The sequence below is a fragment of the Gardnerella sp. c23Ub_4 genome (assembly GCF_055804115.1).
Window position 1 is genome coordinate 240,991 of the sequence record NZ_JANUYO010000001.1, and the last position, 22,713, is coordinate 263,703.

Below are 22,713 nucleotides of genomic sequence, written 5' to 3' on the forward strand. Positions count from 1 at the left end.
TAAGATGTAATTATGTCTATTGCTTCGCAAGAAATACAAAAGCAGCTTGACCGCATTGTGGCTCTCGGCTACCCAGATGTTGCAGATATGAGCGCAGCGGCGTTTCGCGCTTTAGCATTGCCACTCATTCGCGCGCTTGAGCAAAGCGATTTGGGAACAAACATTCTTCTTGTTCCTACTCGCGAGCTAGTTTCGCCAGAATCTTTGATTTCTCGAACTAGCATTGAGCGAATGGCTGGGTTTACAACAATGCCGCCTCGAGATATAGCTAGTTTCTTGCCACAAGATGGTTTTGAGCCTCCAGAAGGGCCATTTTACCTTGCGATTGACCCACATACGGGTACATCGTATTTGAATCGCGAGCCAGATGTTGCTAGAAAGCTTATAGACTCCGACGAGCGCCTTCCTTTAACTTTAGAAGAAGGATTAGCGATTGCAACGCAGCATCCTGATTGGCTTGAGAGTAAGAATGGATTTAATCTTTTAGGCTCAAAAAGCTCCGATGGAAGGGTTCCAAGTATTTGGATAAGTCAAGGAGCCGCGCGTCTTGGCGCTGTTTGGCCAAATTCAAGGCACACTTGGCTTGGCAACGCATATTGTACTGCAAGACGCGGCGTATCGCTGTTTCAATAGAGCATCCGCAAACCCCGCAAACCCAGAAAACCCAGCAAGTCCCATAAGTAAGGTGTAATTTTGGCATACATAACATTTGATCATGTTGTAAAAGAGTACCCATCTGGTACAGGCGTCGTGCGAGCGCTAGATGATGCCAGTTTTACAGCCGAGCGCGGCAAACTAACTGTTATTTTAGGCGCTTCGGGAGCTGGAAAAACTACAGCATTGAATATTTTAGGCGGCATGGATACAGCAACAAGCGGTAGCGTAACTGTTGGCGATTTAAATGTTACAAAGCTAAATGGCCGTGGGCTTGTAAAGTATCGAAGAGAAGATATTGGATTTGTTTTTCAATTTTATAATCTTGTTCCAAATTTAACGGCATTAGAAAACGTGGAGCTTGCTTCCCAGATTTGCTCGGATCATTTTGACCCAGCTCAAACACTTATTGACGTAGGCTTGGAAAACAGACTTAACAATTTTCCAGCCCAGCTTTCGGGCGGCGAGCAGCAGCGAGTTTCTATTGCGCGCGCACTAGCTAAAAAACCTAAGCTGCTTTTATGCGACGAGCCAACGGGCGCATTAGATTACGAAACTGGAAAAGCTGTTTTGCAATTACTTCAAGATATTTGTCAAAAAGAAGGCATGACGGTTCTTATTATTACGCATAACGCGGCGATTGCTCCTATGGCACACAAAGTTGTGCGATTCCATTCTGGGAAAGTCGTAAGCGAAACTGTTCAAGAAAATCCTACAGCAATTGCAGATATTGAATGGTGATTTGTAGTGAGTATTGAGACTGTAAAATCCAAGATAATCAAGCGTAAAACTGCGATTCGCACTAAGCGCGCACACTCCATTTTGCCAATAGTTTTTATTAGCGCCGTACGAATGTGGATTCATGAATGGCGCCGTTTTTGCGTACTCGCCGTTATAGCAATGCTTGGAGTTGCTGTTATGACAGGCATCTACGCAGGCTGCAACGACATGCTTCTTGGTGCAAACAATGTTTACACAAATCTCAAAGCTTACGACTTGCAAATCGTATCTACTCTTGGATTAACTAAAAACGATGTTAAAGCAATCAAAAAATTGCCCATTGTTAGCGAAGCCGAGGGCGAAAAGTCTTTTAAAGCCACCGCCCACCCGCTAAATAATGCCAGTTTGTCTTACGCAATGAACCTCGTTCAATATAATCACAATTCTAAAAATCTAAATCGACTGCATCTACTGCGCGGCAATATGCCAACTAATAATCACCAAGCTGCCGTAACTGAGCGATTTTTGCACGATAGTGGATTGCGCGTTGGTAGCACACTGTTTTTGAGTATGCAACAGAACGCTAATCATGCTAATCAAAATAATCAAAATAATTCGTCTAATCAACCGAATCAAAATCAAAAATATAAGCTTCTAATCACAGGAAGCGTGCTAGACATAAACGATTTAGACAATCCAAAAGGGTATCAATCAAAAGCTTTCCGCAATTCTGTAGTATCGCGCTACCCAATTTTTACCTCTGCGATTACTGAAAACACAAATAATCTTCCATACACGTCTATTTCTGTGCGCCTAGATGAGACTCAACGAGTTAACAATTTTTCACAAAAGTATCGCGCAATTGTGGCAAATGCTTCAAACCAAATTAAAAATGGCGTGCAAAATGATTGCGAAGAAGCGCGCACAAATCAAGTTATAGAAGACCAAGCTAATCAAAAAGTAGATCAAACTATAGTCAACATGCCAATGCTTAAAAACGCTCCCAACTCGGTTTTAGCTAAGGCTCGTGCGCAAATTTACGCAAAAATTAAGACAGAAGTAAAAAAGAATGTTCCTAAAGCAAAATGGTATATTACTACTCGCGTTGAGAATGGAAGCTATGCTAGCTTAAGATCCGACGTAGCTTCAATTCAGTCACTTGGATATGCCTTCCCAGTGCTTTTTCTTGTAGTAGCAATGATGATGAGCCTTACATCCATGGCAAGAATGGTAGAAGAAGAGCGAGGGCTAATTGGAACATACTTAAGCTTAGGGTATGGTCGTTGCGCAGCAATAACAAGACACGCTTTCTTTGCGATTTTTGCATGCTTTATAGGCGGTGGAATAGGCGATATTCTAGGATTCTTAGCGATTCCATCTTTACTACTTAAGATTTTGCGCGGATTGTACACAGTTCCTGGAGTTGTTTTGCGATACGACTGGCTTTACGGTTCGCTTTGTGTGCTCGCGTTTGTAATACCAGTTGCAATATGCACAATAATCGTAAGCTGGAGGGAGACAAGGCAAGTTCCAGCGGCATTATTGCGTCCAAAATCTCCAAAAGCTGGAGCTCGCGTGATTCTTGAACGATTACCTTTTATTTGGAATCGTCTAAGCTTCCTAAACAAAGTATCTATAAGAAATCTAGCTCGTTTTAAAAGCAGATTATTTATGACGATTGGTGGCGTAGCTGGTTGCACGGCATTAATCGTATGTGCTTTAGCGTTAAACGATACTGTAGCAACTCTTGGAATACGCCAATATGACGGCATTTACCACTACGATATGATTTCTATTTCTACTCCAGATGCATTCCAGAATATGAAGAAAAGCGTGCAAAAAGATAAATCCAACAATCTTGTTGATGCCATTTTGCCTGCCTACATTAGCTCTGGAGAAATCGCAAAAAGCAATGCGAATAATGGTAATTCTAACAGCAAATCTAACAGCAAATCACATAATAGCAGCGTTGAAGATTCCGAAAGCGTGCAAATCGTAGTTGTTAAAGATTCGGCAACGTTGTCTAAAATGATTCGCCTTCAAGATGTTAACAATAATTTGCAAAATATTTCGCTTGATGACTCGGGTCCGCTTCTTTCACAAAGCGCATCATCTTCGCTGGGCATTTCGAGTGGAGACTACATTACAATAACAAACTCAAGTTTTAAGCGTGCAAAAGTGAAGTTGCGCGCAATCGTGCGTAATCTTATTGGTTCAAACATTTATATGACTTCTCGTTGCTATGAAAGAATATTCGGTTTTAAAAATGGGAAAAATGTTAAGAATAATGCACTAATGATGCGCCTTCGCGGAAACGATGACGCAAAAATGCGTTACGCAGATCAGTTTGCAAACAAAAACGGCATTCTAGCTGTTATGAGCATTACGCGTATGAAACACGCTTTTAGCTTCGATTTAATGAATGCAGTTGTTGCGCTTATAGTAACTTTGGCTGCTGGCTTAGCATTAGCCGTGCTATTCACGTTAGCAAGCACAAATATTTCGGAGCGCTCGCGAGAGATGGCAACGCTAAAAGTTCTTGGATTCTACCGTAGAGAAGTTCACGCTTACGTTCATAAAGAGATGTTTACTCTTACTCTAATCGGCGTGATTGTTGGCTTACCTCTTGGAAGATTGGTCGCAAGTCTATTAACAAACGCATTAAAGATGCCTGCACTGTATTTTGAGGTTGAGGTTTCTCCATTAAGCTATGCGATTGCTGGCTTTGCAACGCTGATTTTTGCTTTGATTGTTCAATGGTCAACTAATCCCGCATTGGACCGCATTGACCCTGTAAGTTCGCTTAAAAGTGTGGAATAATCCTATATGCGTTAAAAAATGTTTAACAATAATCCAAATAATATAAATAATCCAATATTTAAGGGTTCCTATAAAATTGAAAGCTCACGTCTAAAAGAATGGAGTTATAGCAATGAGTGATATTGACCACACAAACAATGGTCACACTAACAAGATGGAGCGCAGCCTTACAAAAAGACACGTTCAATTCATTGCTATAGGTGGAACAATCGGCACTGGCCTATTCTTAGGCTCGGGCAAATCCATTAGTCTTACAGGCCCAAGCATTATGTTTGTGTACATAATTGTTGGCCTAATCATGTTTTTGCTTATGCGTGGCATTGGCGAACTCATGTATAAAGACCCAAATCAGCACACGTTTATTAGCTTTATTACGCGATATTTAGGCAAAGGCTGGGGCAATTTTGCAGGATGGTCGTATTGGATAGTGCTTGTGCTTATTGGCATGAGTGAGATTACGGCAGTTAGCACGTATTGCGTTACTTTCTTCCAAACTTTTGGCATAGACGTTAGCAGCTGGAAATGGCTTATAGAAGTAGCGTTTTTGGCTGCTTTAGTGTGCATAAATCTGGTTGCTGTAAAGCTATTTGGCGAAACAGAGTTTTGGTTCTCAATGATCAAAATAACGCTAATCGTTGCCCTTATTGTAACTGCTGCCGTGATGGTTATTATTGGCTACCATTACCCTGCAACGGAGATTAGTGGCGTTGCAAATCCTGCAGGCCACGCAGGCTTTGACAATATTTTCAACAACTTCTCGCTTATGCCAAATGGATGGCTGGCATTTTTGATGAGCTTCCAAATGGTGTTCTATGCATACCAGCTTATTGAGTTTGTAGGCGTTACAGTTTCGGAAACTAAGAATCCTCGCCAAGTTTTGCCAAAGGCGATTAATGAAATCATTATGCGAATCTTGATTTTCTACGTTGGAGCGCTCGCTTCAATCATGCTGATTGTTCCTTGGCAACAATTTAAAGCTACCGATTCTAAAGGCGTTTACATGTCTCCGTTTATTATGGTTTTCCAATATGCGGGACTTCATTGGGCTTCGGCGCTCGTGTTCTTTGTTGTTATTACAGCAGCGTCTTCTGCGCTTAATTCACTGCTTTATTCTGCAGGAAGGCACATGTATCAAATTGCTCTGGAATCTAATTCTCCTGTTCTTTCGCATTTGCGCAAGGTTTCGCGCACTAAGGTTCCTGCGCGAGCAATCATTTTCTCTGCTGCACTAATCCTGTTCTCGCCGCTTATTAACTCAATTCCTGGAGTGCATGGCGCGTTTATTGTGTTTGCTTCTGCATCTTCGGCAGTAATAATCATGATTTACATTTTGATTATGGTTACGCACAGAAAGTACCGCGCTTCGGCTGATTTTATGCCAGACGGCTTTGTTATGCCGCACTATAAGTTGCTTAATTCGCTAACGATTGCGTTCTTTGTGTTTGTGTACATAACGCTGTTTATTAGCGAAGACACTCGTGGATCTGCGATTGGCGGCCTTATTTGGCTCTTGCTTTTTGGAGGCTATTGCGCGTTGCATCAGCGCTGGCAGAATCGCGATTTAGCGGCGGCTTTGGGCAGATAGTTTACGCGATTTAGCGGAAGTTTTGGGTAGATAGTTTTTGTGCAGATAGTTACGCGATTTATGCTACGCTTTTTGTGTGCGAATTATTGTTGCGGATTGTAGTGCAAAATACACGGGTAGGCTTAACGCAAGTCTTCCAACAGCTAAGCGCGTTTTGCTTATTAAAGAAGACGGAAGCGTGCTTATTTTTTCGGAGATTGGCTCTTATAAACCACTAAATTGGATGGTTGCTCCGTGCACGATGCACGTTGAGAAGGATTCTGGCGATTCTGAAGAATCTGATAGTGAATCTGGCGAATCTGGCGAATCTGAATTAGATAGCGAATCTAATGAATCTAGCGAAGAATCTAATACCGTGTCTAATGCCGAATCTGTTTTTGCAAATGGAACTGTTCTAAAAATCGCAGCAAAAAAGGGCAACGACATACTTCGCATAGTTTTGCAACACGTTTATAGCGATTCTTCCTACGATTTAGGCGAAGACCCAGGTCTTGTTAAAGACGGCGTGGAAGAGCATTTACAGCATTACTTAGCAGAGCAAATTGAACGCATTGGCAAAGGCGCAAAGCTTGTTCGACGCGAATACCCTACTGCGATTGGACCAGTGGATATTATGGCTAAGGATTCTAACGGCGTTCACGTTGCTATTGAGATTAAGCGAAATGGCGGCATTGACGGCGTTGAGCAGCTTACGCGATATTGCGAATTGCTAAACCGCGACCCACTTCTTAAGCCCGTTCGCGGCATTTTTGCAGCTCAAACAATTAGTCCACAAGCGCGCGTTCTTGCACAAGACAGAGGATTTACTTGCCTTATTTTGGATTATGACGATATGCGCGGTGCTGATTCAGACGAGCTGCGACTTTTTTAGGCATACTCACGAATCGCGTTCTGCGTGGATCCACACAGTCGCGCATACACACAGTCGCGCATACACACAGTCATGTCAGCCAGAATGACTGTCATAAATCAGCACATCTCGGTCAAATCGCGAAATATCACTGTCAAAATATAGCAAATCACGTTCAAAATCGAAAAAATGACAGTCACAACACTTTTATCACAGTCATGACTGTGATATTACGACAGTGAAGATGACAGTAAAAGCACTAGGAAAATAACAAGTAGGCAGCGTAAATATATGAAAACTGGCAACTGATTTGCTATAAGCCAATACTAAACTCCGCACGAGCGATTCGCACGCACGCCCGCGCTCCCGCAAGCGCCACTAACTTACACTAAATCTCACAAACTTACATACAATTTGCCAGTTTTTGGAGGTTTTTTACGCCATAATTTGCCAGTTTTAGGAGATTTTTTGAGTAATTATTTGCCAGTTTTAGGAGGTTTTTTGAGCAATAATTTGCCAGTTTTAGGAAGTTTTTTACGCCATAATTTGCCAGTTTTGGGAGAATTTATGTGAAAATTGAGTGTTTATAATATTGTTCACATACTATATAGCAGTTCTATTCCTATCTTCTTAAGGATTGGAAGCTGAAGCTGTAATCACCTGATTATCTCGGGCACCATCTCCTGCGATATCTGACCAATATGCTCAGCAACTATTTTGGCAATGTACAGCCTATCTAGCCACCAACATTGTTTGGTGATAGTTTCACCGTTTGGAAGTGTTATAACATCATTGCCATTTTTACCGTGTGGCCTCATATGAAATACGTGATTAAATGACATCTTAGGGAGCTGATTCTCATCCGTTCCATAGCCAGTAGATTTACCAGATATCATAATCTCATGCACTTTATTCCATGCAGGCGCAACATATTTTTCAATATCTTCTTCGGGCATATTCCATAAAAAACCACCAACTAAAACATCATCTTTATAGCAAGTTGATTTTCTATTTTTCCCATTGCTTTTAAAAACAACAAAATAGAACTTATTATTCTCAAAGAACTTATACAATCGTGAATCATGCCACTGCATATTTGGATCTGCCAATTCGGCCCAATCATCCTCTTTTAATGCAGGGAAAGACATATTCTGCTCTGGTTTACCATCATCATACAAAACAGTAGTTTTTAATTGAGTCACACTCGCTGCAGCAAACTGTTCAATTTCTTCTATTCTGTTCTTTTTTACACCCAACATCTTCAGTGCAAGCTGCGAATTAAAAGAATAATGCGTTTTAAGCTCCACATTAAATTTGTTGGCCAAATCAGAAATTTTAGAACCAACATATTGCCCAATCTTCTTTTGCACATAATCATTAAGATTTTCGTTAATAGATATTGGCAACCGTTCAAAAAGACTACCGTCACCTAAAACTCTTTGTGCAACAATGGTCATATAGCTAGGCTTATACGAAAACGCGCGTTGTTTTGCACGTATATATTTACTTTCAAATCCACTTGGCGCAGGAGCATCTCTCAACGACTTTGCAGCCGTTTCTCCCTTAGTGCAAGCAGCAAGATAATTAGTATCGGACTCGCTTAACCTATCTGCATAACCAGAAGCTACTTTGTTTTTTATGTATTCCCAATCTTTACGAATTGTTTCTAGCTCACCAGGTTCATATTTCAATACAAAAGAACCGTAAATAGTGCAATCAAGTCTGGATTGGTTAATTTTATCAATCCTGTTATCAAGATAATAAATAATAATCATCTGACGCGCTTTTTGCCAAAATGATGAATTATCAAAAACCTCATTACACAGCGTCAAATAGTTGATAATATCAACGACCAAACGTTCTTTAGCAACTATTTTATTTTTCTTATTTGAACGAATAGGCGTAACTTTCAATTCATAAAATTCATCAGCAACCATAATATCTGGTTGCTTATCGGAATTTATAGAATACCCGAAAACTGATTCTTCAATAATATTGCCTAAAGAACCCTTGTTGCCTGCTTTTTCACCACGACCAGTTTTATCAATCTCGCGAAAAGTTTTGCCATTGATTCCAGTAAGAAGAGCGGTTATTTCGTCAATGTCCGAAAACTTGCGATTATCACCTATATGATTAAACATGTTTTCCACCATTCTGTCTCTTCTTACGCACAACTTTATTTATTACATTTTCCTATTAACTCAATTCCTACGCAACCTACAAATAATCATAATTATTTAGATATGAACTTTATACCAAAATGTCATTAGCGAGAATTTCACCAATTTTATGAGGAATACCAGTAACCAGCGCATTTCCCATACAAAACGCTCTATGGCCATCACTCATTCCATCATTCGTCCAACCTTTAGGGAACATTTGCAGCTGGTCTAGCTCATCTGGAACGAGCCTTCTCAATCTGCCATCTTGCATAACAACATGTTTTGTCCTGCTAGCGCTTTTCCCACCTTCACCTGTAAGAATAGTTCTGCTTGGTGCATCAATTTTATCTGGAAAAGCAACAGGCCCCTCGGAATACATGTACTCAAATCCATTCGAAGCTGTTCGCAACTCCCTTTTACCGCCTTTAAGATACTGCCAAGAAGCAAGCTTATCTTCTTCAATCCAATATTCTTTAGGCACTTGATTGGCATCGACTAAAACGCTACCTAGTGTCATTGCATTGCCAGAAAACACAGCATCCGTTTTAACGGTATAAACTACTCCATCTTGCATAACACCAGCATTCTGGAATAGACTCACTTTAGCTTGTTTGCCGAAATCTTGAGATATAGCATACGGATTGTCACTAATAGAAAATTCATATTGCGCAGCATTTTTTTCTGCAACAGATATTGGGAAAGCTCGTGCTATAACACCGTTTTGCAAAAGCTGAGAAAGCTTGTTGGGCCATTTTTTAGAATCATGCTCTGCAAAAATATATACGCGTCTACGCCTTTGCGGCATTCCATACTCAGCAGCATTAATAACACGCCATTCTACGCTATACCCCAAGCGAAAAAGACAAGAGAGAATAATGGCAAAATCCCTACCGCGCTGTGCGGCAGGTGATTTTAATAAACGGTCAACATTTTCAAGTAGAACATATTTAGGGTGGCGCAATTCCAACATTTTATTAATACTCCACCACAGAACGCCTTTTTTGCCGTCAATTCCAGAAGACAATGCTAACGGTTTTGCCACAGAATAATCTTGACAAGGAAAACCACCAACAAGCATGTCAAAATCTGGAATATCACATTCCCCGTGTTCAAATTTTTTGAGCACTTCTGCTATATCTTCATTAACACAGCTACCTTTACCAAAACGCTTCTCATAGCATCTCCACGCAAATTGCTTGGATTCTTGCCCAGCAGGTTCCCACTGATTTGCCCAAACTGTTTTGAAAGGCCCTGCTGGAACTGCCGTAAAATCGTTTCCTTCGGAAGGCATATATCCTTCTAATCCAAGACGAAATCCACCTACTCCTGCAAAAAGTTCAGCAACTTTTATTGTCTTGGACATATAAACCCTCACAGCACTAGCGAATTTCAACAACTACATAATTTAGTATAAATTCAATACACAAAAAGATCAAATTTAATTCAACTATAAATTCCAATCCCAAATCCGATTTTCTACGCACTTTTATATCAGTCATGACTATGTACAAAATATAAAACATTAAAAACATAAAAGATTAAAGCACAACTAAAAGTTGCGAAAGAAAAACGCTAAAATAGTGAATATGAGTGCAACAGCAGCGAAGAGATATGTTGAAGCAGCTGGCGGAATCATCTACCGCTTGCGCAAAACTACTAGCAAAAAGAGCGAGCCAAGCAAGCCGAACAGCACAAATCCAAACGAAGATTTCGGTAATGTTGGCAGCGATTCCAACGCTTGCAATCAAGTGTTAAACGAAAACAACATAGAGCTTTGCCTTGTTTACCGCCCAAAATACAACGATTGGAGCTGGCCAAAAGGTAAGAACGAAGCCCATGAATCGCATCGTCACACTGCTGTGCGCGAAGTTGGCGAAGAAACAGGATACGCGGTTACACTGGGGCCGCACATTGCGCAAATCGAGTATCCACTCGAAAACGAAGGCAAAAAATCGTCTGCAAAAAGCAGCACAAAAAGCGGCTCGCAAAATAACAGTCAGCCAGAAGTAATCAAGCGAATCCACTACTGGATGATGCGCGAAATAAGCGAAAGCGATGCAATAAAACGACTTCCAGCATTTGGCCCAATAAAACCAGCAAAGCCTACGGAAATCGGCAATGTTATTTGGCTTGCGCCCAAAGACGCACGCAAAAAACTTACGCACGATAGTGATCAACTTGTTTTAGACGCATTCCTTGAGCGAATCAAATCTGGGCAAGCAAATTATAAAACGCTTATTCTTGTGCGTCACGGAAAAGCGGAATCGCGAAAAGCTTGGCAAGGAAGCGAAGCAACTCGCCCGATCACGCCTCTTGGCTCCGCCGCCTCCTACGCGCTTGGTCGCGAGCTTGCTTGCTATGCTCCAAACAAAATTGTTTCGTCTCCTTGGAAACGATGCTTGGAAACTGTAGACGCTTTTGCAAAAAACTCTTCAATCAATATAGAAAAAGTGGCGGAGCTTACAGAAGATTTTCACGAGAAAAATCCAAAGTCAACTCTAAACGTGCTAGTAAGTGAAATCAAAAATCTTATAGATGAAGCTAGCGATGGCAACACAGCAACAGCAAAATCAGAAACAAAATCAGAAACAACAACAGTTATGTGTCTGCATCGCCCAATTATTGGAACATTTTTTGCGCATTTACGGGATATCTCTAAGCCAAAAGCAAATAAACGCATACTTAGTCAAAAATCCCCATACATGCCTACAGGAAGTGCTGTAGTTTTGCATATTATAAGCACCGAAAAAGGCCCTAAAATCGTAAACATAGAAAAGGTTTTGCCAATTGTCTACTAATCTAAATTCAAAATCTGGCTCAATTCACTCGAGTAGATCTGCGTTTATGCCAAGTCCAATCGGCGCAAATCGCCCTAGCAGGCCAGCGCAAATGGATCCAGCCATGCTCGCGCAAATCGAAGGTGGCACCGACCCGCAAATCGTAAGCGAGATTAGCCACACTTCCGCAGCCGTCTTGCTGAACCGCGTTCATAAAACGCAAACTCCCGAGATTGTTGCGCGCGTGCTTAACTTGGTAGAAAACGAAGGCATTGAGATTATTGCGGATTTGTGGAGTAAAGCAGAGGCACAATCGCTTCCTGGAATGCTTTGGAGACTGTATTTGCTTAGAACATCACTACGCAAGAATGGCGACTCTTATGCTGCATATTGGCGCATTGGCGAGCCAGAGGCCACTAGCGCTTCGGCGATTACTGGAGTTGACGAGTCTCCTACAAAAGAAGATATTGCGCGACTTGCAGACTCGATTCTTTCTGGCGCGTTTACTGGCGATTTTGCTGTTGCGCTATATCGCGCTTCTGCGTTTAGCGCGATTATTTCGCGCGGAATGCGCACGTACGCAAAAAGACTAGGCCAGACGCAAAATTCTGAAAGCAGCAGCGCGCAAAAAATTGCCAACGTTTTGCACACTTGCGCAAACATGCACGCGCTTTCTTTAGACTTTGCTAGCGGCGCAAAATTATGGCAGGCAGGCAAGCTTGATTAGATTATTCGCGGCGCGCTGAAATCGAAAAGCATGTATACTCGGGAGTGACGCTGGCTTGTGCTTAAGCCCCGGGCTCCATTTTTTGCCGCTGCGAGCGGCGTTTGCGCCGACAGGCGCTTTCGCAAGTCAGCGTTTTTAAGATGTTTTATATTCTCCAACAATTCACAAAATTCAACCTTCATTAACAATTGTTTATACCCTCATTAACAATTGTTTATATTTTTTCTAAATAATCACGGCACGCCGCTAGCTTAACGTGCAATGCTTGCACTAATCTAGAAGGTATGGATCTTCATGTTTTACATCATCCGCTGGTGGACCACAAGCTCACCGTTTTGCGAGATAAGAATACACCATCTAATATTTTCCGCGAGTTAGTTTCCGAATTGGTAACTCTCGAAGCATACGAAGCAACACGCAATTTGGAAGTTAGCGATCGCGAGATTGAAACTCCTATTTGCAAGATGACTGGCAAGCATTTGAACCGCCCACGCCCAATGGTTGTGCCTGTTTTGCGCGCTGGTCTTGGTATGCTCGACGGCATGACTCGCCTTCTTCCAACCGCTGAGGTTGGATTCCTTGGCATGAAGCGAGACGAGCAAACTCTCGACATCGTCACTTATGCTAATCGTTTACCAGAAGATTTGACTGGTCGTCAATGCTTCCTTCTTGACCCAATGCTTGCTACTGGTGGCACTCTTATTGCTGCTACGCATTATTTGGCAGAGCGCGGCGCTAAAGATGTTACTGCTATTAACATTTTGGCAGCGCCAGAAGGCTTGGAGCGCATTGAGAAGGAGATTGATCCTTCTATTGACTTTAAGGTTGTTGTTTGCGCTGTAGATGAGCATTTGAACGACAAAGCTTATATTGTTCCAGGTCTTGGCGACGCTGGCGATCGTTTGTACGGCTTGATTGACTAATAATCACCAGCTAAATCAAACGAAAACTAGAATCAAAAGCTAGAAATAAAACTACAAAATAGCCTGCTGATTTGCAACACTTTGCAAGCTTCAGCAGGCTTTTGTATTTACATCTTTAATTATTTGTCGGTCTCATATTCGTTTAATTTTATTACTATTAAATTCCAGTTCGTGAATACTCCATAATACCATTGAGACAACTACGATAGATGCAGCTGCAACAGTAGCAACATTAACTTGCGGTCCACGATCCATTGTGTACTTGACCATTCCACGATTCAAAACATGTACAACAATAAATTGGCCAAAGAATATTTCAATAAAGCCAGCAAGTATTAATATGCTATCAATAATAATTAATATTTTCTTACGAATTAATCCTCTATTACACAACCCAACAATCATTTGAATTATTGGTGAAATAATTGAAACTAACACAACACCCAAAAGACTTAAATCAAAATCTGCTGGATACTTTCCTGGCATTTTAATAAGCAATAAAACTGCTAAAAATACAAAAGATAATGGTAAAAACCATTCTTTCCAATATTTAACGACGAACACGATAATAAGCTCCTTCACCATTGAATGAATACCAATTCTTATCCCAATCTAAATAATTTTCAGTGTGTTGAGCTATACGCAATCTACCGTTGCTTTTTAGGAATACAAACCCTATGTGATCGACAGTACCATCATTACTTTCATCAACACCAATAAAATCTCCATCCCTAACATTATCTACTAACATTCCCCAATAACTTGTACTAAATCCATACCCCATATAATTTTTAAAAACATTGGCATTAATCCAAGAAACCGAACGATCTCCTCTAGCTTTCCACCACCACCCTTTAAATACATCATTATGCTTATCCATACCAATACCACCAGCATATAGAATTTGCGAAGCGAAATTTGTGCAATCTGCCGGAAATATTAACTTACTTTTTTCTTCACCATATTTTGGATTTATTTTCCACGCCCATTCTCGCGCATATGCTCTGGCCGCTTCAAGATTTATGCCTGAATTTCTCTCAGTAAGTAAAGGTTTGCGAGGTGTAACCTCCTGCTTTGATGGAAGCCACAATTTTGCAATATTAATAGCTTCCTTTTGTGTTAGTTCATTTTTTAATACTTTTAACTCTAATTTATGCAATTCTGATAGAATCTGATTATTTTCATATTTATTCTCATATATATCTAGAAATTGCAATATTTTTGTTACATTATTGTTATCTTTATGCGAGGAATTAAAAAGAGAATTTTTGTAAATAGTAGCTGTTTCTTCACTAAGAGAAGGAAGCATAGCTTCGCTCTGTATTCTTTGTAATTCTGTAAAATATTTTGAAATATAGAACTTTTTTACTAACTCTGGATTTTCATAAGTATCTAGTAAAGAAAAATACATACTCTGAAATTTTGTCTTATGCTGCTTTTTGGGAAAATCTACATAAGTCTCTGATTTATAGTCAGATGATTCAGCTTGAGCAACATTAGCAAATGACAATATTAAAATAATAGAAAATAGCGCAGCTATAAATGTATAATGCAAGACAACTTTGTTTTTCATATATAACTCCATTATTATATAAAATCCCTTTTCATTATTTTATCACAATAAATACCAGTTGTCAAATATACACAGCGGCTATGTAATCATATACTCATCAGTTCTACATTTAAATAGCCTACTGATTTGCAACACTTTGCAAGCTTCAGCAGGCTTTTGTATTAATTGATTGTGCAATATTGCATAACAAATCAGATAATATAGCTAATAATACAACTAAGCTTTATTCACAGCTCCTTTAGCATATAAAGCCTCTAAAGCATCGCGCAAAGCCCCACTGTAGCTGATGCCAGCTTTTTGTGCCCAAGTGTCAAGCCAAGCTGGAACAGTAACATTTTTACGAACTGCCTGAGAACCGTATTTTGCAGCATAGGAATCCATATCAAGCGCAACCATAGACAACTTTGAATTAGGATTTTCTACAACAATATCACTAATATCACTAGCTTTTGGCGCAGTCTTACCACTTTCGAGTTCTGTAAGAACCCATCCACTTGCTGCATCTTCTGCCATAATCAGAGCCTCTGCAAGATTACTACCGCCAGTTACACACCCTGGCAAATCAGGGACTTCTGCAACAAAACCCCCACTATTATCTTCGTATGGAGTAAGAATAACAGGATACGCTAATTTCATCATTTCACCTTTGCTTCACTAATTCCCGCCTGACGCCAAATTGACTTAACAACAGATGGGTTAATATCACCTGGATGTTTAGGCACTGTGACTTTACCTGTTTTAGTTTTATGTACGAATTGACAATGACTTCCACGCTGTGCAAAAAGTATCCAGCCGTCCTTCTTAAGACGTTTTTCAATCTCTTTGTATCTCATAAAAAGATTATACACACTATGCGCATAAAATAAAATAATCAATCAAATTTTTACTAAATCGCGCATATGCCTATGTTAATTTACCGCGGACGAGTTACGGCCACTTGGCGAGCGCGATCTGCTAATTCGTCTAATTTAGCAAGCTCTGCGCGCTGAGCGTCACTTTGCTTTGGCGCAAATTCTCCATAACGATTTTGCGCAGCTGTGCGAATTAAAAAGTCAGACAAACGCGGATTTTTTGGCAAAACCGAACCGTGCATATAAGTGCCAATAACGTTGTACTTGCGAGCGCCTTCCGTGTGATCTTCACCGTTATTTCCGCAATTTTCGCCATCAACCAATCCAAGTGGCTGCGTTCCATCTTGCAAGCTTGTGCGCCCAGAATGATTCTCATAGCCCACAATATCTCCAAAATCGGCACTATGCTCCACAAGATTTCCAATCATGCGCACGTCTTTACCAACCGTATGCTCGCCAAGTATTCCAATTCCTTGAAGCTTTTGCCCATCAACGGTTTCAAAATACTCTCCAAAAAGCTGGTAAAGCCCGCAAATCATAAGCATTGGAACGCCATTTTTTGCAAGATCACGAATCGCGTCTGCGCGTGCAAATAAATCATCTGTAACTCTACTTTGACCATGATCTTGGCCACCTCCGCCAAGAATCATATCTACTCGCTTTGGCCAAGCATCACCAACATTGTACTCGTTAAGCACAGGCTTGTAACCGTACAATTCCGCTCTACGCATAATCGTAAGCACATTGCCATAGTCGCCGTAAATATTCATGTCTTTCGGGTACAGCGACACAATGTCTAATACGCGATTTTCGGCTTTATTAGTAGCGTTCGCTTGACTAATATCATTAATATCACTCATATTATTCATTACGACTACTTTCTTTACTTTCCAACTCCAACGTCTTTAACGCTTGCGATTTGCCCCAATGTAGCTCGCACGCGAAGCATTGCAGTGTATGTGCAATATATGCGTTTTGCATTTTTATCATCGCTACTAAAATCGCCATTTACAAAGGCTTTAACGTCTTCTTCTAAATCAGTGTTCACGTTTCTAGAAGCAACTTTGTCGTATTGCAAACGCAAAGCCATATCCCACGCGCGTGTGCCAGAAACGCAAGCGACTCCAGTGCTGCTAAGGCTCGTAAAATCAACGTCCCACAGCCAGCTCATGTCTCGACCGTCCGCGTATTCGTCGCAAATTGCAATCATTGTGTCATGATTTGCAGGCTTACAAGAAGCGAGCGCAAGTCTAAATCCAATAGGATTTTTCACTAGAACAAGCTCCACAGGAGCGCCGTTAACTTCGATTACTTCACCTCGCCCAAATGCTGGCGTTACGCGAGAAATCGCATCCATAAGCGCATCGTCGTTGAATTTTGCGAGCGTTGCATCTTTTTTAGCAGCATCCGCCAAAATAGCGCGCACAATCGTAGACGCAGCAGCAGCATTAAAAACGTTATACACGCCTCGCAACTTAACGCTCGTAGTTTTTCTATGACCATCAATCAAAAAATCAGCTTTATTGCCATCAACTTTTGCCAAAACAACATCTGCATGCGGAAGATTGCGCGAATCATCATGCGAATCACTACGCGAATCGCCATCCAAATCGCCAGCCAAATCGCCATACAAATCACTATGCAAATCGTCGTCGGTTGGGAACATGCTTCTTAACGAATCATCCAAACCAAAATACTTTACTTTGCAAGGCGACAAAACGTCTTTAGAAAGCGCGGAAATTCGCGGATCTTCGCGATTTAACACAACTACTCGCTTAGTCGCGTGCGCAACATTACTCAGCAATTTAGCTGTAGTGTCAATCTCGCCAAATCTATCTAACTGATCTCGCATAACGTTTAGAAGAAGCGAATAGCGCGGCTTTATTTGATTTACAAAATGCACAGCATAAGCTTCATCAAGCTCTAAAACAGCTATATCCGCATCTAACTTTGTGCCAAAAACAGGCATTTCTTGCACAAGCGACGCCACGACTCCGCGCGTAAAATTCGATCCCGTAGGATTTGTAAACACGCGCAATCCAGCATCTCTGAGCATAGACGCAACCATGCGAGTCGTAGTAGTTTTGCCATTAGTTCCCGAAATTAGCACAACTCCGTAAGGCAAACTCCCTAGCGTTCTAGCTAAAAACCCACGGTCTAGTGTTTCTACAACTTTGCCTGGTAAGGCGCTTCCACCGTGGCGCAACGCTCTAGAAACCGCGCGAACCAGCTTTCCTACAGCAGGCATAAAAGCATCAAGCAGCATGGCCATCATAGCCTCCAACAGCATCGTTCCCTTGCGCATATGATTGCGGCTGGTATCCTTGCGGCATATCTTTAAACTTAGACGTTGCTCCAAGAAAAGCTAGATTAAACGTTTCTGTAGGACCATTGCGATGCTTTGCCATAATAATGTCTGCTTCGCCAGGGCGATCTTCTTTGTTGTAAAAATCAGGCCTATGCACAAGAAACACAACGTCTGCGTCTTGCTCGATAGATCCCGATTCGCGCAAATCCGAAAGCTGAGGCTTTTTATCGTTTCGCATTTCTGGCCCTCGGTTTAGCTGGCTTAATGCAACAACTGGCACTTCTAGCTCTTTTGCAAGCAGCTTTAACGCACGCGAAAACTCGGAGACCTCTTGCTGCCTAGATTCAACTTTCTTTCCAGAAGTCATAAGCTGCAAATAGTCGATTACAACTAGCTTTAAGTCGTTCGTTTGCTTTAGTCGCCTGCATTTTGCGCGAATTTCCATAAGACTCATATTTGGACTATCGTCTATAAAAAGCGGAGCGTCTTTCATTTTTGACCAAAACGCGTTTAGCTTAGTCCACCTATCTGTTGTAATGTCTTCTGCAGTTCCGCGATGCATTGCCGTCATTGGAATATCCGTTTCGGCTGCGATTATTCTTTGAGCAAGCTCCAATTTGTTCATTTCTAGCGAGAACACGATTGTTGTCATATTGTGATGCAACGCTGCAGAACGAGCGAAGTCGATTCCAAGAGTTGACTTTCCCATTGCAGGCCTACCAGCTACGACTACCATTTGCCCTGGTTGCAAGCCTTGCGTCATGTCGTCAATATCTCTAAATCCTGTTGGAACACCTTTTTCAATCTCGTTGCTTTGCAACTTGTCTAACTGTTCGAGAGCGTCTTGCACAACTGGACCAATAGCGGAATAATCTTGATGAACTTTGCCAGAGCTCATCTCATAAACTTCGGATTGCGCAAGGTTCACAACATCTTCTGCTTGATCTCCCGTAGCCGAATACCCCATTTGCGCAATCTTTGTTCCAGCAGCAATCACGTTTCGCAAAATCGCATTTTTGTGCACAATATCCGCGTAATATAGCGCGTTCGCAGCTGTAGGAACGCATGCTACAAGGCTATGCAAGTAATCTGCTCCGCCAATTTTCTCCAGGTTTTCGTCTTTTAGAAGCTCGTTTGCAACTAAAACAACGTCTACTGGTTGCGACCCAGAAAACAGGCTTATAATCGCGTCGTAAATTGTTTGATGTTTTGGAATATAAAAGTCTGCTGTTTCTAGGATTTGCGAAACTTCGCCAATAGCATCTTTGCTCATTAGCATTCCGCCCAAAACGGCCATTTCCGCATCTTCGTCGTGAGGCGGAACCTTGTCAAACAAGCTAACATTAGCGTTGGCGTTGTTTAATCGGTTTGAGTCTTTTCGATTTGACTGCCACATATCATTATCTGCCATAAAATCGAGTATAAACGTCTGCACGGAGCACGCAAACAAAAGTTTATATAAACTAACACAAATCGTAAGTTAAATGCTTTGCGATTTTACAAATCAACTTAAAAGTAACAAGTCACAAATCACAAGTCACAAATCAACTTAAAAATCAACCTAACAAATCACAGATTTGCGCACTTCATCCAATCATCCGTTTTAACTCTAAGCGAATTTCCAAGCGCGCGTCCGCCAATATACACAGCGTTAAGAGCAACCCACAGCGATATTGTTTTAGTAATATCTCCCGCAAAAAGAGCCACATTTGCCACACAAACCGCGCTAATTACAATAAGATACACAACTGCTGTAATTGAGCACGATTTGGCTAAATACTTGTGATCTCCAGCCCCGATTAACACTCCGTCTAAAGCCCACATAAATCCAGATAGAGGCAAGAAAATTCCAAGAATCGTCATTCCGATTGAAACCAAAAGTTGCACTTCTGCATTTGGACTAAACAGCGGAGAGCATAACCATCCTGCAAATATCATTAGAATTCCAACGATTACGCTACTTAATGCTCCTACTTGCGCGCAAACTTTTGTGATTACATTAGCGCGTTTTAATAATCCAGCTCCAAGCGCGGAGGCGACTATCGTTTGAGCTGCAATTCCTATAGCGTCTAATATGTTCATAACAAAATTCCAGCAAGAATTTGCAACTTGATATGCAGCTAAAGTGTTCGTTCCAAGTCGCGCAGCAGCTGCAACAGTTGCCACCATGCACGCGCGTAATGCCAATGTGCGTATAAACAGCGGAACGCCACTTCCAGCGCTTTTAAGTATGTTACGCGCTTGTGGACGCAAACGTGCTTTTTCTCGAGCTGCCCAAAAAATCGCTGGTAGCGTTAAAACAATGCCCATATACCATTGCGCTATCATCGTTGCTATTCCAGACCCGGCAATGCCAAGGTTCATTCCAAACACAAATAGAATATCTAAAATAGCGTTTAGTACAGCTCCACTTATTGCAGCAAAAAGCGTGATTTTTACTTTGCTAAGTCCTCTAAAAATGCCATTTGCAGCGTAAATTAGCAACATTGCGGACAATCCAGGCATAACAGTTTGAGTGTAAATAATCGCGTTTTTAAGCGTTTCGCCACTTGCACCAAAGCTTTGACAAAGCGGACGCGCAAACAGCATTAAAGCAAGCGTTAAAACAACTCCAAGCCCAAGCGCAAGCCACAATCCATCCATTCCAACGCTTAGCCCTTGGCGATTTTTGCCAGCACCCAGTAGCCTTGCAACTTGGCTTGTGGTGTTGTACGCCAAAAACAGGCATAGCCCCGTTGTTGTTAAAAGCACGGTTGAGCCTATTGAAAGCCCTGCAAGTTGCATTTTGCCTAAATGCCCAACTATTGCAGTGTCTACTAAAACAAACGCTGGCTCTGCAATAAGCTGGCCAAATGTAGGAATAGCTAGAGAAAATATATGTTTCAATAGGTCTTTTTTGTTAACATTTTCACTCTGATCGCTCATAATAATGGCCTATTTAACGCCTTTTCATGCCTTTTTGGTAATTGAATCATTTATCTTGAATTATGCAATCGCTATCATAAAACTTTTTGAATTGCAAACTGAATATGATTTCAAAAAAGTTATCCGCAGGATATCCACAAAGTTATCCCCCATTTGTGGACAACTTTTATAGATATACACAGCAACACGCCTAAAATGTGGATAACTAAAAGTTTTATCCACATTGCGCAATCCGAGTGTGTCACATTTGCGTCTTATCTTCAGCGTCAATCGCAGATTTTTCTTGAGCAATACCAGAAAAATCGTACGCACGCTCACCTTGATCCGCTAAATCAACGCCCTTACGCTCTTTAGCTTCCGATATTCTCCAACCAAAAAGCTTCTCTAATCCAAATGCAAGCAACGCGCTAACGGCTCCAGAATAAAGAATTGTGATTGCAAGAAGGCATATTTGCGCAATTAGCTGATGCCAATCGCCAGTGGAAAGCAATCCGCTTGCATCCGCAAATAATCCAACAGCTAGAATGCCAATAAGCGCAGCAATGCCATTTACGCTTACAACGTGTAGCGCACCATCGTAGCGAGTAAAAGTCTTAGAATGCGTAGCAAGGCATGTAACAACTCCAACAATTGCACCCAATACAACCGCCCACAAAGGCGCTATAACGTCTGCAGCGGCAGCACTAGCAGCCAAACCAGCCATGATTCCACTAGCTGCACCAACAGCACTAAAGCACCCCGAGCGCAAGCGTTCCGTAACGCCCCAAGCAAGCATAGACGCAGACGCTGTAATAGTTGAGCTAACCCATGCATATCCAGCAACTCCTGGAAGACCTACAGAAGATCCAATCATTAAGCCAAGCCATCCAAACCAAATGATGAAAATTCCAAGAACAACAAATGGAACATTGTGCGGAGCTCGTGCAGAAACATTGGAAAAATGGCCATTAACCGCAAGCTCGCTAGCGTTTTCTAAAGAAGAATCGCCCTTAGCTTTAGAATCATCGCTAGAAGCAGCAGAATCATTAGTCTTATTAGACTTTGCTACTTCCATCAAAAGCGCGCGAACTAAATTGCCCTTGTGCTCCGAATTTGCGCCACCCAAAGACGCAAAAGATTTAGTATGCAAAACAAAATTCTTAAGAGGAAAATGAGCATGACCGCCAATAATAAGAACAATTGCTAAAGCCGAAACTGCCGCAGCTACATGCAACAAAGATCCGCCTGCAAAATCATGAACCTGGATTCCAAGAGCCTGAGATATAGCGCCATTAGGAGAAAGCAGACCGCCTCCACAAACCATGTGCGCAAGAGGTGCAAACACAAGCGTTACCCAAACAGCAACGAATATTAGCCAAATCGCATAGCGCACTCGACCAGCAAGCGCTCCAGTTATAAGAGCCACAGCAACAACAGCGCACGCAAGTCTAAATGCCGCTGGAATTCCGCCAGCAAGACCAGTGTTTGCGTCCATCGAAGTAAAAATGCCGTGATCTGCCACCATCGAATCGCGTAGCAGCAATCCGCTTACAGGGTCTCCAACAACGCCGCCAATCATGTCTTTTCCAGCAAAGGCCATTGACCAACCCCAAAGCGTCCAAACTATAGTTGTTACCGCAATTGCACCAGCGGAAAGCATCATCATGTTAACCATTGACGTTGCGCGCTCGCGGCCACCATAAAACAGTGCGATTCCTGGCGTAATTATAAACACTAATGCGGCAGCTAGTAACGCCCATTGCGGATCCATTGCGGTCATTTTTCACCTCACAAACGCAGCCATCGGTGGTTGCAATTTAATTTATATTCTAATCAACTCAAGCTAAAAGTTACTAAAG

General features: G+C 41.7%; 19 protein-coding genes. 8 read left to right on the plus strand and 11 right to left on the minus strand.

The genetic code is table 11. From position 1 onward, the window contains the following. Positions 1–12 precede the first annotated feature (12 nt). The 5 genes from NYP67_RS01100 (at position 13) to nucS (ending at position 6,650) form a co-directional block, all read left to right on the plus strand. Complete coding sequence (locus NYP67_RS01100; protein ID WP_004131086.1) at positions 13–633, plus strand: DUF5701 family protein; 621 nt, start codon at positions 13–15, stop codon at positions 631–633. A gap of 60 nt (positions 634–693) precedes the next feature. Further along, positions 694–1,395 carry an ABC transporter ATP-binding protein gene (locus NYP67_RS01105; protein ID WP_016636087.1) on the plus strand — a complete coding sequence of 234 codons (702 nt, stop codon included), beginning with the start codon at positions 694–696 and terminating at the stop codon, positions 1,393–1,395. Between the two features lie 6 nt (positions 1,396–1,401). After that, on the plus strand, positions 1,402–4,194 hold the full coding sequence (locus NYP67_RS01110) for an ABC transporter permease (protein WP_473411092.1): 2,793 nt from the start codon (positions 1,402–1,404) through the stop codon (positions 4,192–4,194). A gap of 112 nt (positions 4,195–4,306) precedes the next feature. Further along, the gene (locus tag NYP67_RS01115; RefSeq protein ID WP_004131089.1) at positions 4,307–5,779 is read left to right on the plus strand and encodes an amino acid permease; all 1,473 of its coding nucleotides are present in this window, start codon (positions 4,307–4,309) and stop codon (positions 5,777–5,779) included. Positions 5,780–5,855: 76 nt separating this feature from the next. Beyond that, on the plus strand, positions 5,856–6,650 hold the full coding sequence (nucS, locus tag NYP67_RS01120) for an endonuclease NucS (RefSeq protein WP_473411093.1): 795 nt from the start codon (positions 5,856–5,858) through the stop codon (positions 6,648–6,650). 635 nt (positions 6,651–7,285) lie between these two features. Here nucS and NYP67_RS01125 read toward each other — a convergent pair. Together NYP67_RS01125 and dcm are read right to left on the minus strand one after the other, a co-directional pair. Beyond that, positions 7,286–8,782, minus strand: coding sequence for a Sau3AI family type II restriction endonuclease (locus tag NYP67_RS01125; RefSeq protein WP_115757051.1), 1,497 nt, complete (start codon positions 8,780–8,782; stop codon positions 7,286–7,288). Positions 8,783–8,879: 97 nt separating this feature from the next. Next, positions 8,880–10,154, minus strand: a complete 1,275-nt coding sequence (gene dcm / locus NYP67_RS01130; RefSeq protein WP_115757053.1) for a DNA (cytosine-5-)-methyltransferase — start codon at positions 10,152–10,154, stop codon at positions 8,880–8,882. Between the two features lie 223 nt (positions 10,155–10,377). On the opposite strand from dcm, the gene NYP67_RS01135 reads away from it, so the two are divergent. The 3 genes from NYP67_RS01135 to upp all read left to right on the plus strand — a co-directional run bounded on the left by NYP67_RS01135 (position 10,378) and on the right by upp (position 13,218). Beyond that, positions 10,378–11,589 carry an NUDIX hydrolase gene (locus NYP67_RS01135; RefSeq protein WP_102704836.1) on the plus strand — a complete coding sequence of 404 codons (1,212 nt, stop codon included), beginning with the start codon at positions 10,378–10,380 and terminating at the stop codon, positions 11,587–11,589. Between the two features lie 46 nt (positions 11,590–11,635). Next, positions 11,636–12,295 carry a hypothetical protein gene (locus NYP67_RS01140; protein ID WP_016832426.1) on the plus strand — a complete coding sequence of 220 codons (660 nt, stop codon included), beginning with the start codon at positions 11,636–11,638 and terminating at the stop codon, positions 12,293–12,295. A 284-nt stretch (positions 12,296–12,579) separates the two neighbouring features. Then, positions 12,580–13,218: a uracil phosphoribosyltransferase gene (gene upp / locus NYP67_RS01145; RefSeq protein WP_004120306.1), complete on the plus strand. Its 639-nt coding sequence runs from the start codon at positions 12,580–12,582 to the stop codon at positions 13,216–13,218. Positions 13,219–13,350: 132 nt separating this feature from the next. Here the strand turns inward: upp and NYP67_RS01150 are convergent, their stop codons facing one another. The 9 genes from NYP67_RS01150 to NYP67_RS01190 all read right to left on the minus strand — a co-directional run bounded on the left by NYP67_RS01150 (position 13,351) and on the right by NYP67_RS01190 (position 22,634). Continuing rightward, positions 13,351–13,782, minus strand: a complete 432-nt coding sequence (locus NYP67_RS01150) for a hypothetical protein (RefSeq protein WP_004116406.1) — start codon at positions 13,780–13,782, stop codon at positions 13,351–13,353. Beyond that, on the minus strand, positions 13,769–14,791 hold the full coding sequence (locus NYP67_RS01155; RefSeq protein ID WP_004131108.1) for an amidase domain-containing protein: 1,023 nt from the start codon (positions 14,789–14,791) through the stop codon (positions 13,769–13,771). Before NYP67_RS01155 ends, NYP67_RS01150 begins: the two co-directional genes overlap by 14 nt. A 216-nt stretch (positions 14,792–15,007) precedes the next feature. Continuing rightward, positions 15,008–15,427 carry a type II toxin-antitoxin system HicB family antitoxin gene (locus NYP67_RS01160; RefSeq protein WP_004116411.1) on the minus strand — a complete coding sequence of 140 codons (420 nt, stop codon included), beginning with the start codon at positions 15,425–15,427 and terminating at the stop codon, positions 15,008–15,010. Continuing rightward, entirely contained in the window at positions 15,427–15,624 is a 198-nt protein-coding gene (locus NYP67_RS01165; RefSeq protein WP_018634701.1) for a type II toxin-antitoxin system HicA family toxin, read from the minus strand. The genes NYP67_RS01160 and NYP67_RS01165 overlap by 1 nt, the downstream gene beginning before the upstream one ends. Before the next feature lie 80 nt (positions 15,625–15,704). Next, positions 15,705–16,511, minus strand: coding sequence for a type 1 glutamine amidotransferase (locus NYP67_RS01170; RefSeq protein ID WP_473411094.1), 807 nt, complete (start codon positions 16,509–16,511; stop codon positions 15,705–15,707). A 14-nt stretch (positions 16,512–16,525) separates the two neighbouring features. After that, positions 16,526–17,914, minus strand: a complete 1,389-nt coding sequence (locus NYP67_RS01175) for a Mur ligase family protein (RefSeq protein WP_004132342.1) — start codon at positions 17,912–17,914, stop codon at positions 16,526–16,528. Beyond that, positions 17,898–19,361, minus strand: coding sequence for a replicative DNA helicase (gene dnaB / locus NYP67_RS01180; RefSeq protein WP_415694443.1), 1,464 nt, complete (start codon positions 19,359–19,361; stop codon positions 17,898–17,900). Before dnaB ends, NYP67_RS01175 begins: the two co-directional genes overlap by 17 nt. A gap of 158 nt (positions 19,362–19,519) precedes the next feature. Further along, positions 19,520–20,875 (minus strand): MATE family efflux transporter, encoded by a 1,356-nt coding sequence (locus NYP67_RS01185; RefSeq protein WP_004131118.1) that lies wholly within the window; start codon positions 20,873–20,875, stop codon positions 19,520–19,522. A gap of 241 nt (positions 20,876–21,116) precedes the next feature. Next, positions 21,117–22,634, minus strand: coding sequence for an ammonium transporter (locus NYP67_RS01190; protein WP_004131119.1), 1,518 nt, complete (start codon positions 22,632–22,634; stop codon positions 21,117–21,119). Positions 22,635–22,713: the final 79 nt, after the last annotated feature.

Bases quoted from the DNA above. Each gene is read 5' to 3' on its own strand.
- NYP67_RS01100 (WP_004131086.1), top strand. From the start codon at position 13: ATGTCTATTGCTTCGCAAGAAATACAAAAGCAGCTTGACCGCATTGTG.
- NYP67_RS01115 (WP_004131089.1), top strand. From the start codon at position 4,307: ATGAGTGATATTGACCACACAAACAATGGTCACACTAACAAGATGGAG.
- NYP67_RS01125 (WP_115757051.1), bottom strand. From the start codon at position 8,782: ATGGTGGAAAACATGTTTAATCATATAGGTGATAATCGCAAGTTTTCG.
- dcm (WP_115757053.1), bottom strand. From the start codon at position 10,154: ATGTCCAAGACAATAAAAGTTGCTGAACTTTTTGCAGGAGTAGGTGGA.
- NYP67_RS01135 (WP_102704836.1), top strand. From the start codon at position 10,378: ATGAGTGCAACAGCAGCGAAGAGATATGTTGAAGCAGCTGGCGGAATC.
- NYP67_RS01140 (WP_016832426.1), top strand. From the start codon at position 11,636: ATGCCAAGTCCAATCGGCGCAAATCGCCCTAGCAGGCCAGCGCAAATG.
- upp (WP_004120306.1), top strand. From the start codon at position 12,580: ATGGATCTTCATGTTTTACATCATCCGCTGGTGGACCACAAGCTCACC.
- NYP67_RS01155 (WP_004131108.1), bottom strand. From the start codon at position 14,791: ATGAAAAACAAAGTTGTCTTGCATTATACATTTATAGCTGCGCTATTT.
- NYP67_RS01160 (WP_004116411.1), bottom strand. From the start codon at position 15,427: ATGAAATTAGCGTATCCTGTTATTCTTACTCCATACGAAGATAATAGT.
- NYP67_RS01165 (WP_018634701.1), bottom strand. From the start codon at position 15,624: ATGAGATACAAAGAGATTGAAAAACGTCTTAAGAAGGACGGCTGGATA.
- NYP67_RS01170 (WP_473411094.1), bottom strand. From the start codon at position 16,511: ATGAATAATATGAGTGATATTAATGATATTAGTCAAGCGAACGCTACT.
- NYP67_RS01175 (WP_004132342.1), bottom strand. From the start codon at position 17,914: ATGGCCATGCTGCTTGATGCTTTTATGCCTGCTGTAGGAAAGCTGGTT.
- dnaB (WP_415694443.1), bottom strand. From the start codon at position 19,361: ATGGCAGATAATGATATGTGGCAGTCAAATCGAAAAGACTCAAACCGA.
- NYP67_RS01185 (WP_004131118.1), bottom strand. From the start codon at position 20,875: ATGAGCGATCAGAGTGAAAATGTTAACAAAAAAGACCTATTGAAACAT.
- NYP67_RS01190 (WP_004131119.1), bottom strand. From the start codon at position 22,634: ATGACCGCAATGGATCCGCAATGGGCGTTACTAGCTGCCGCATTAGTG.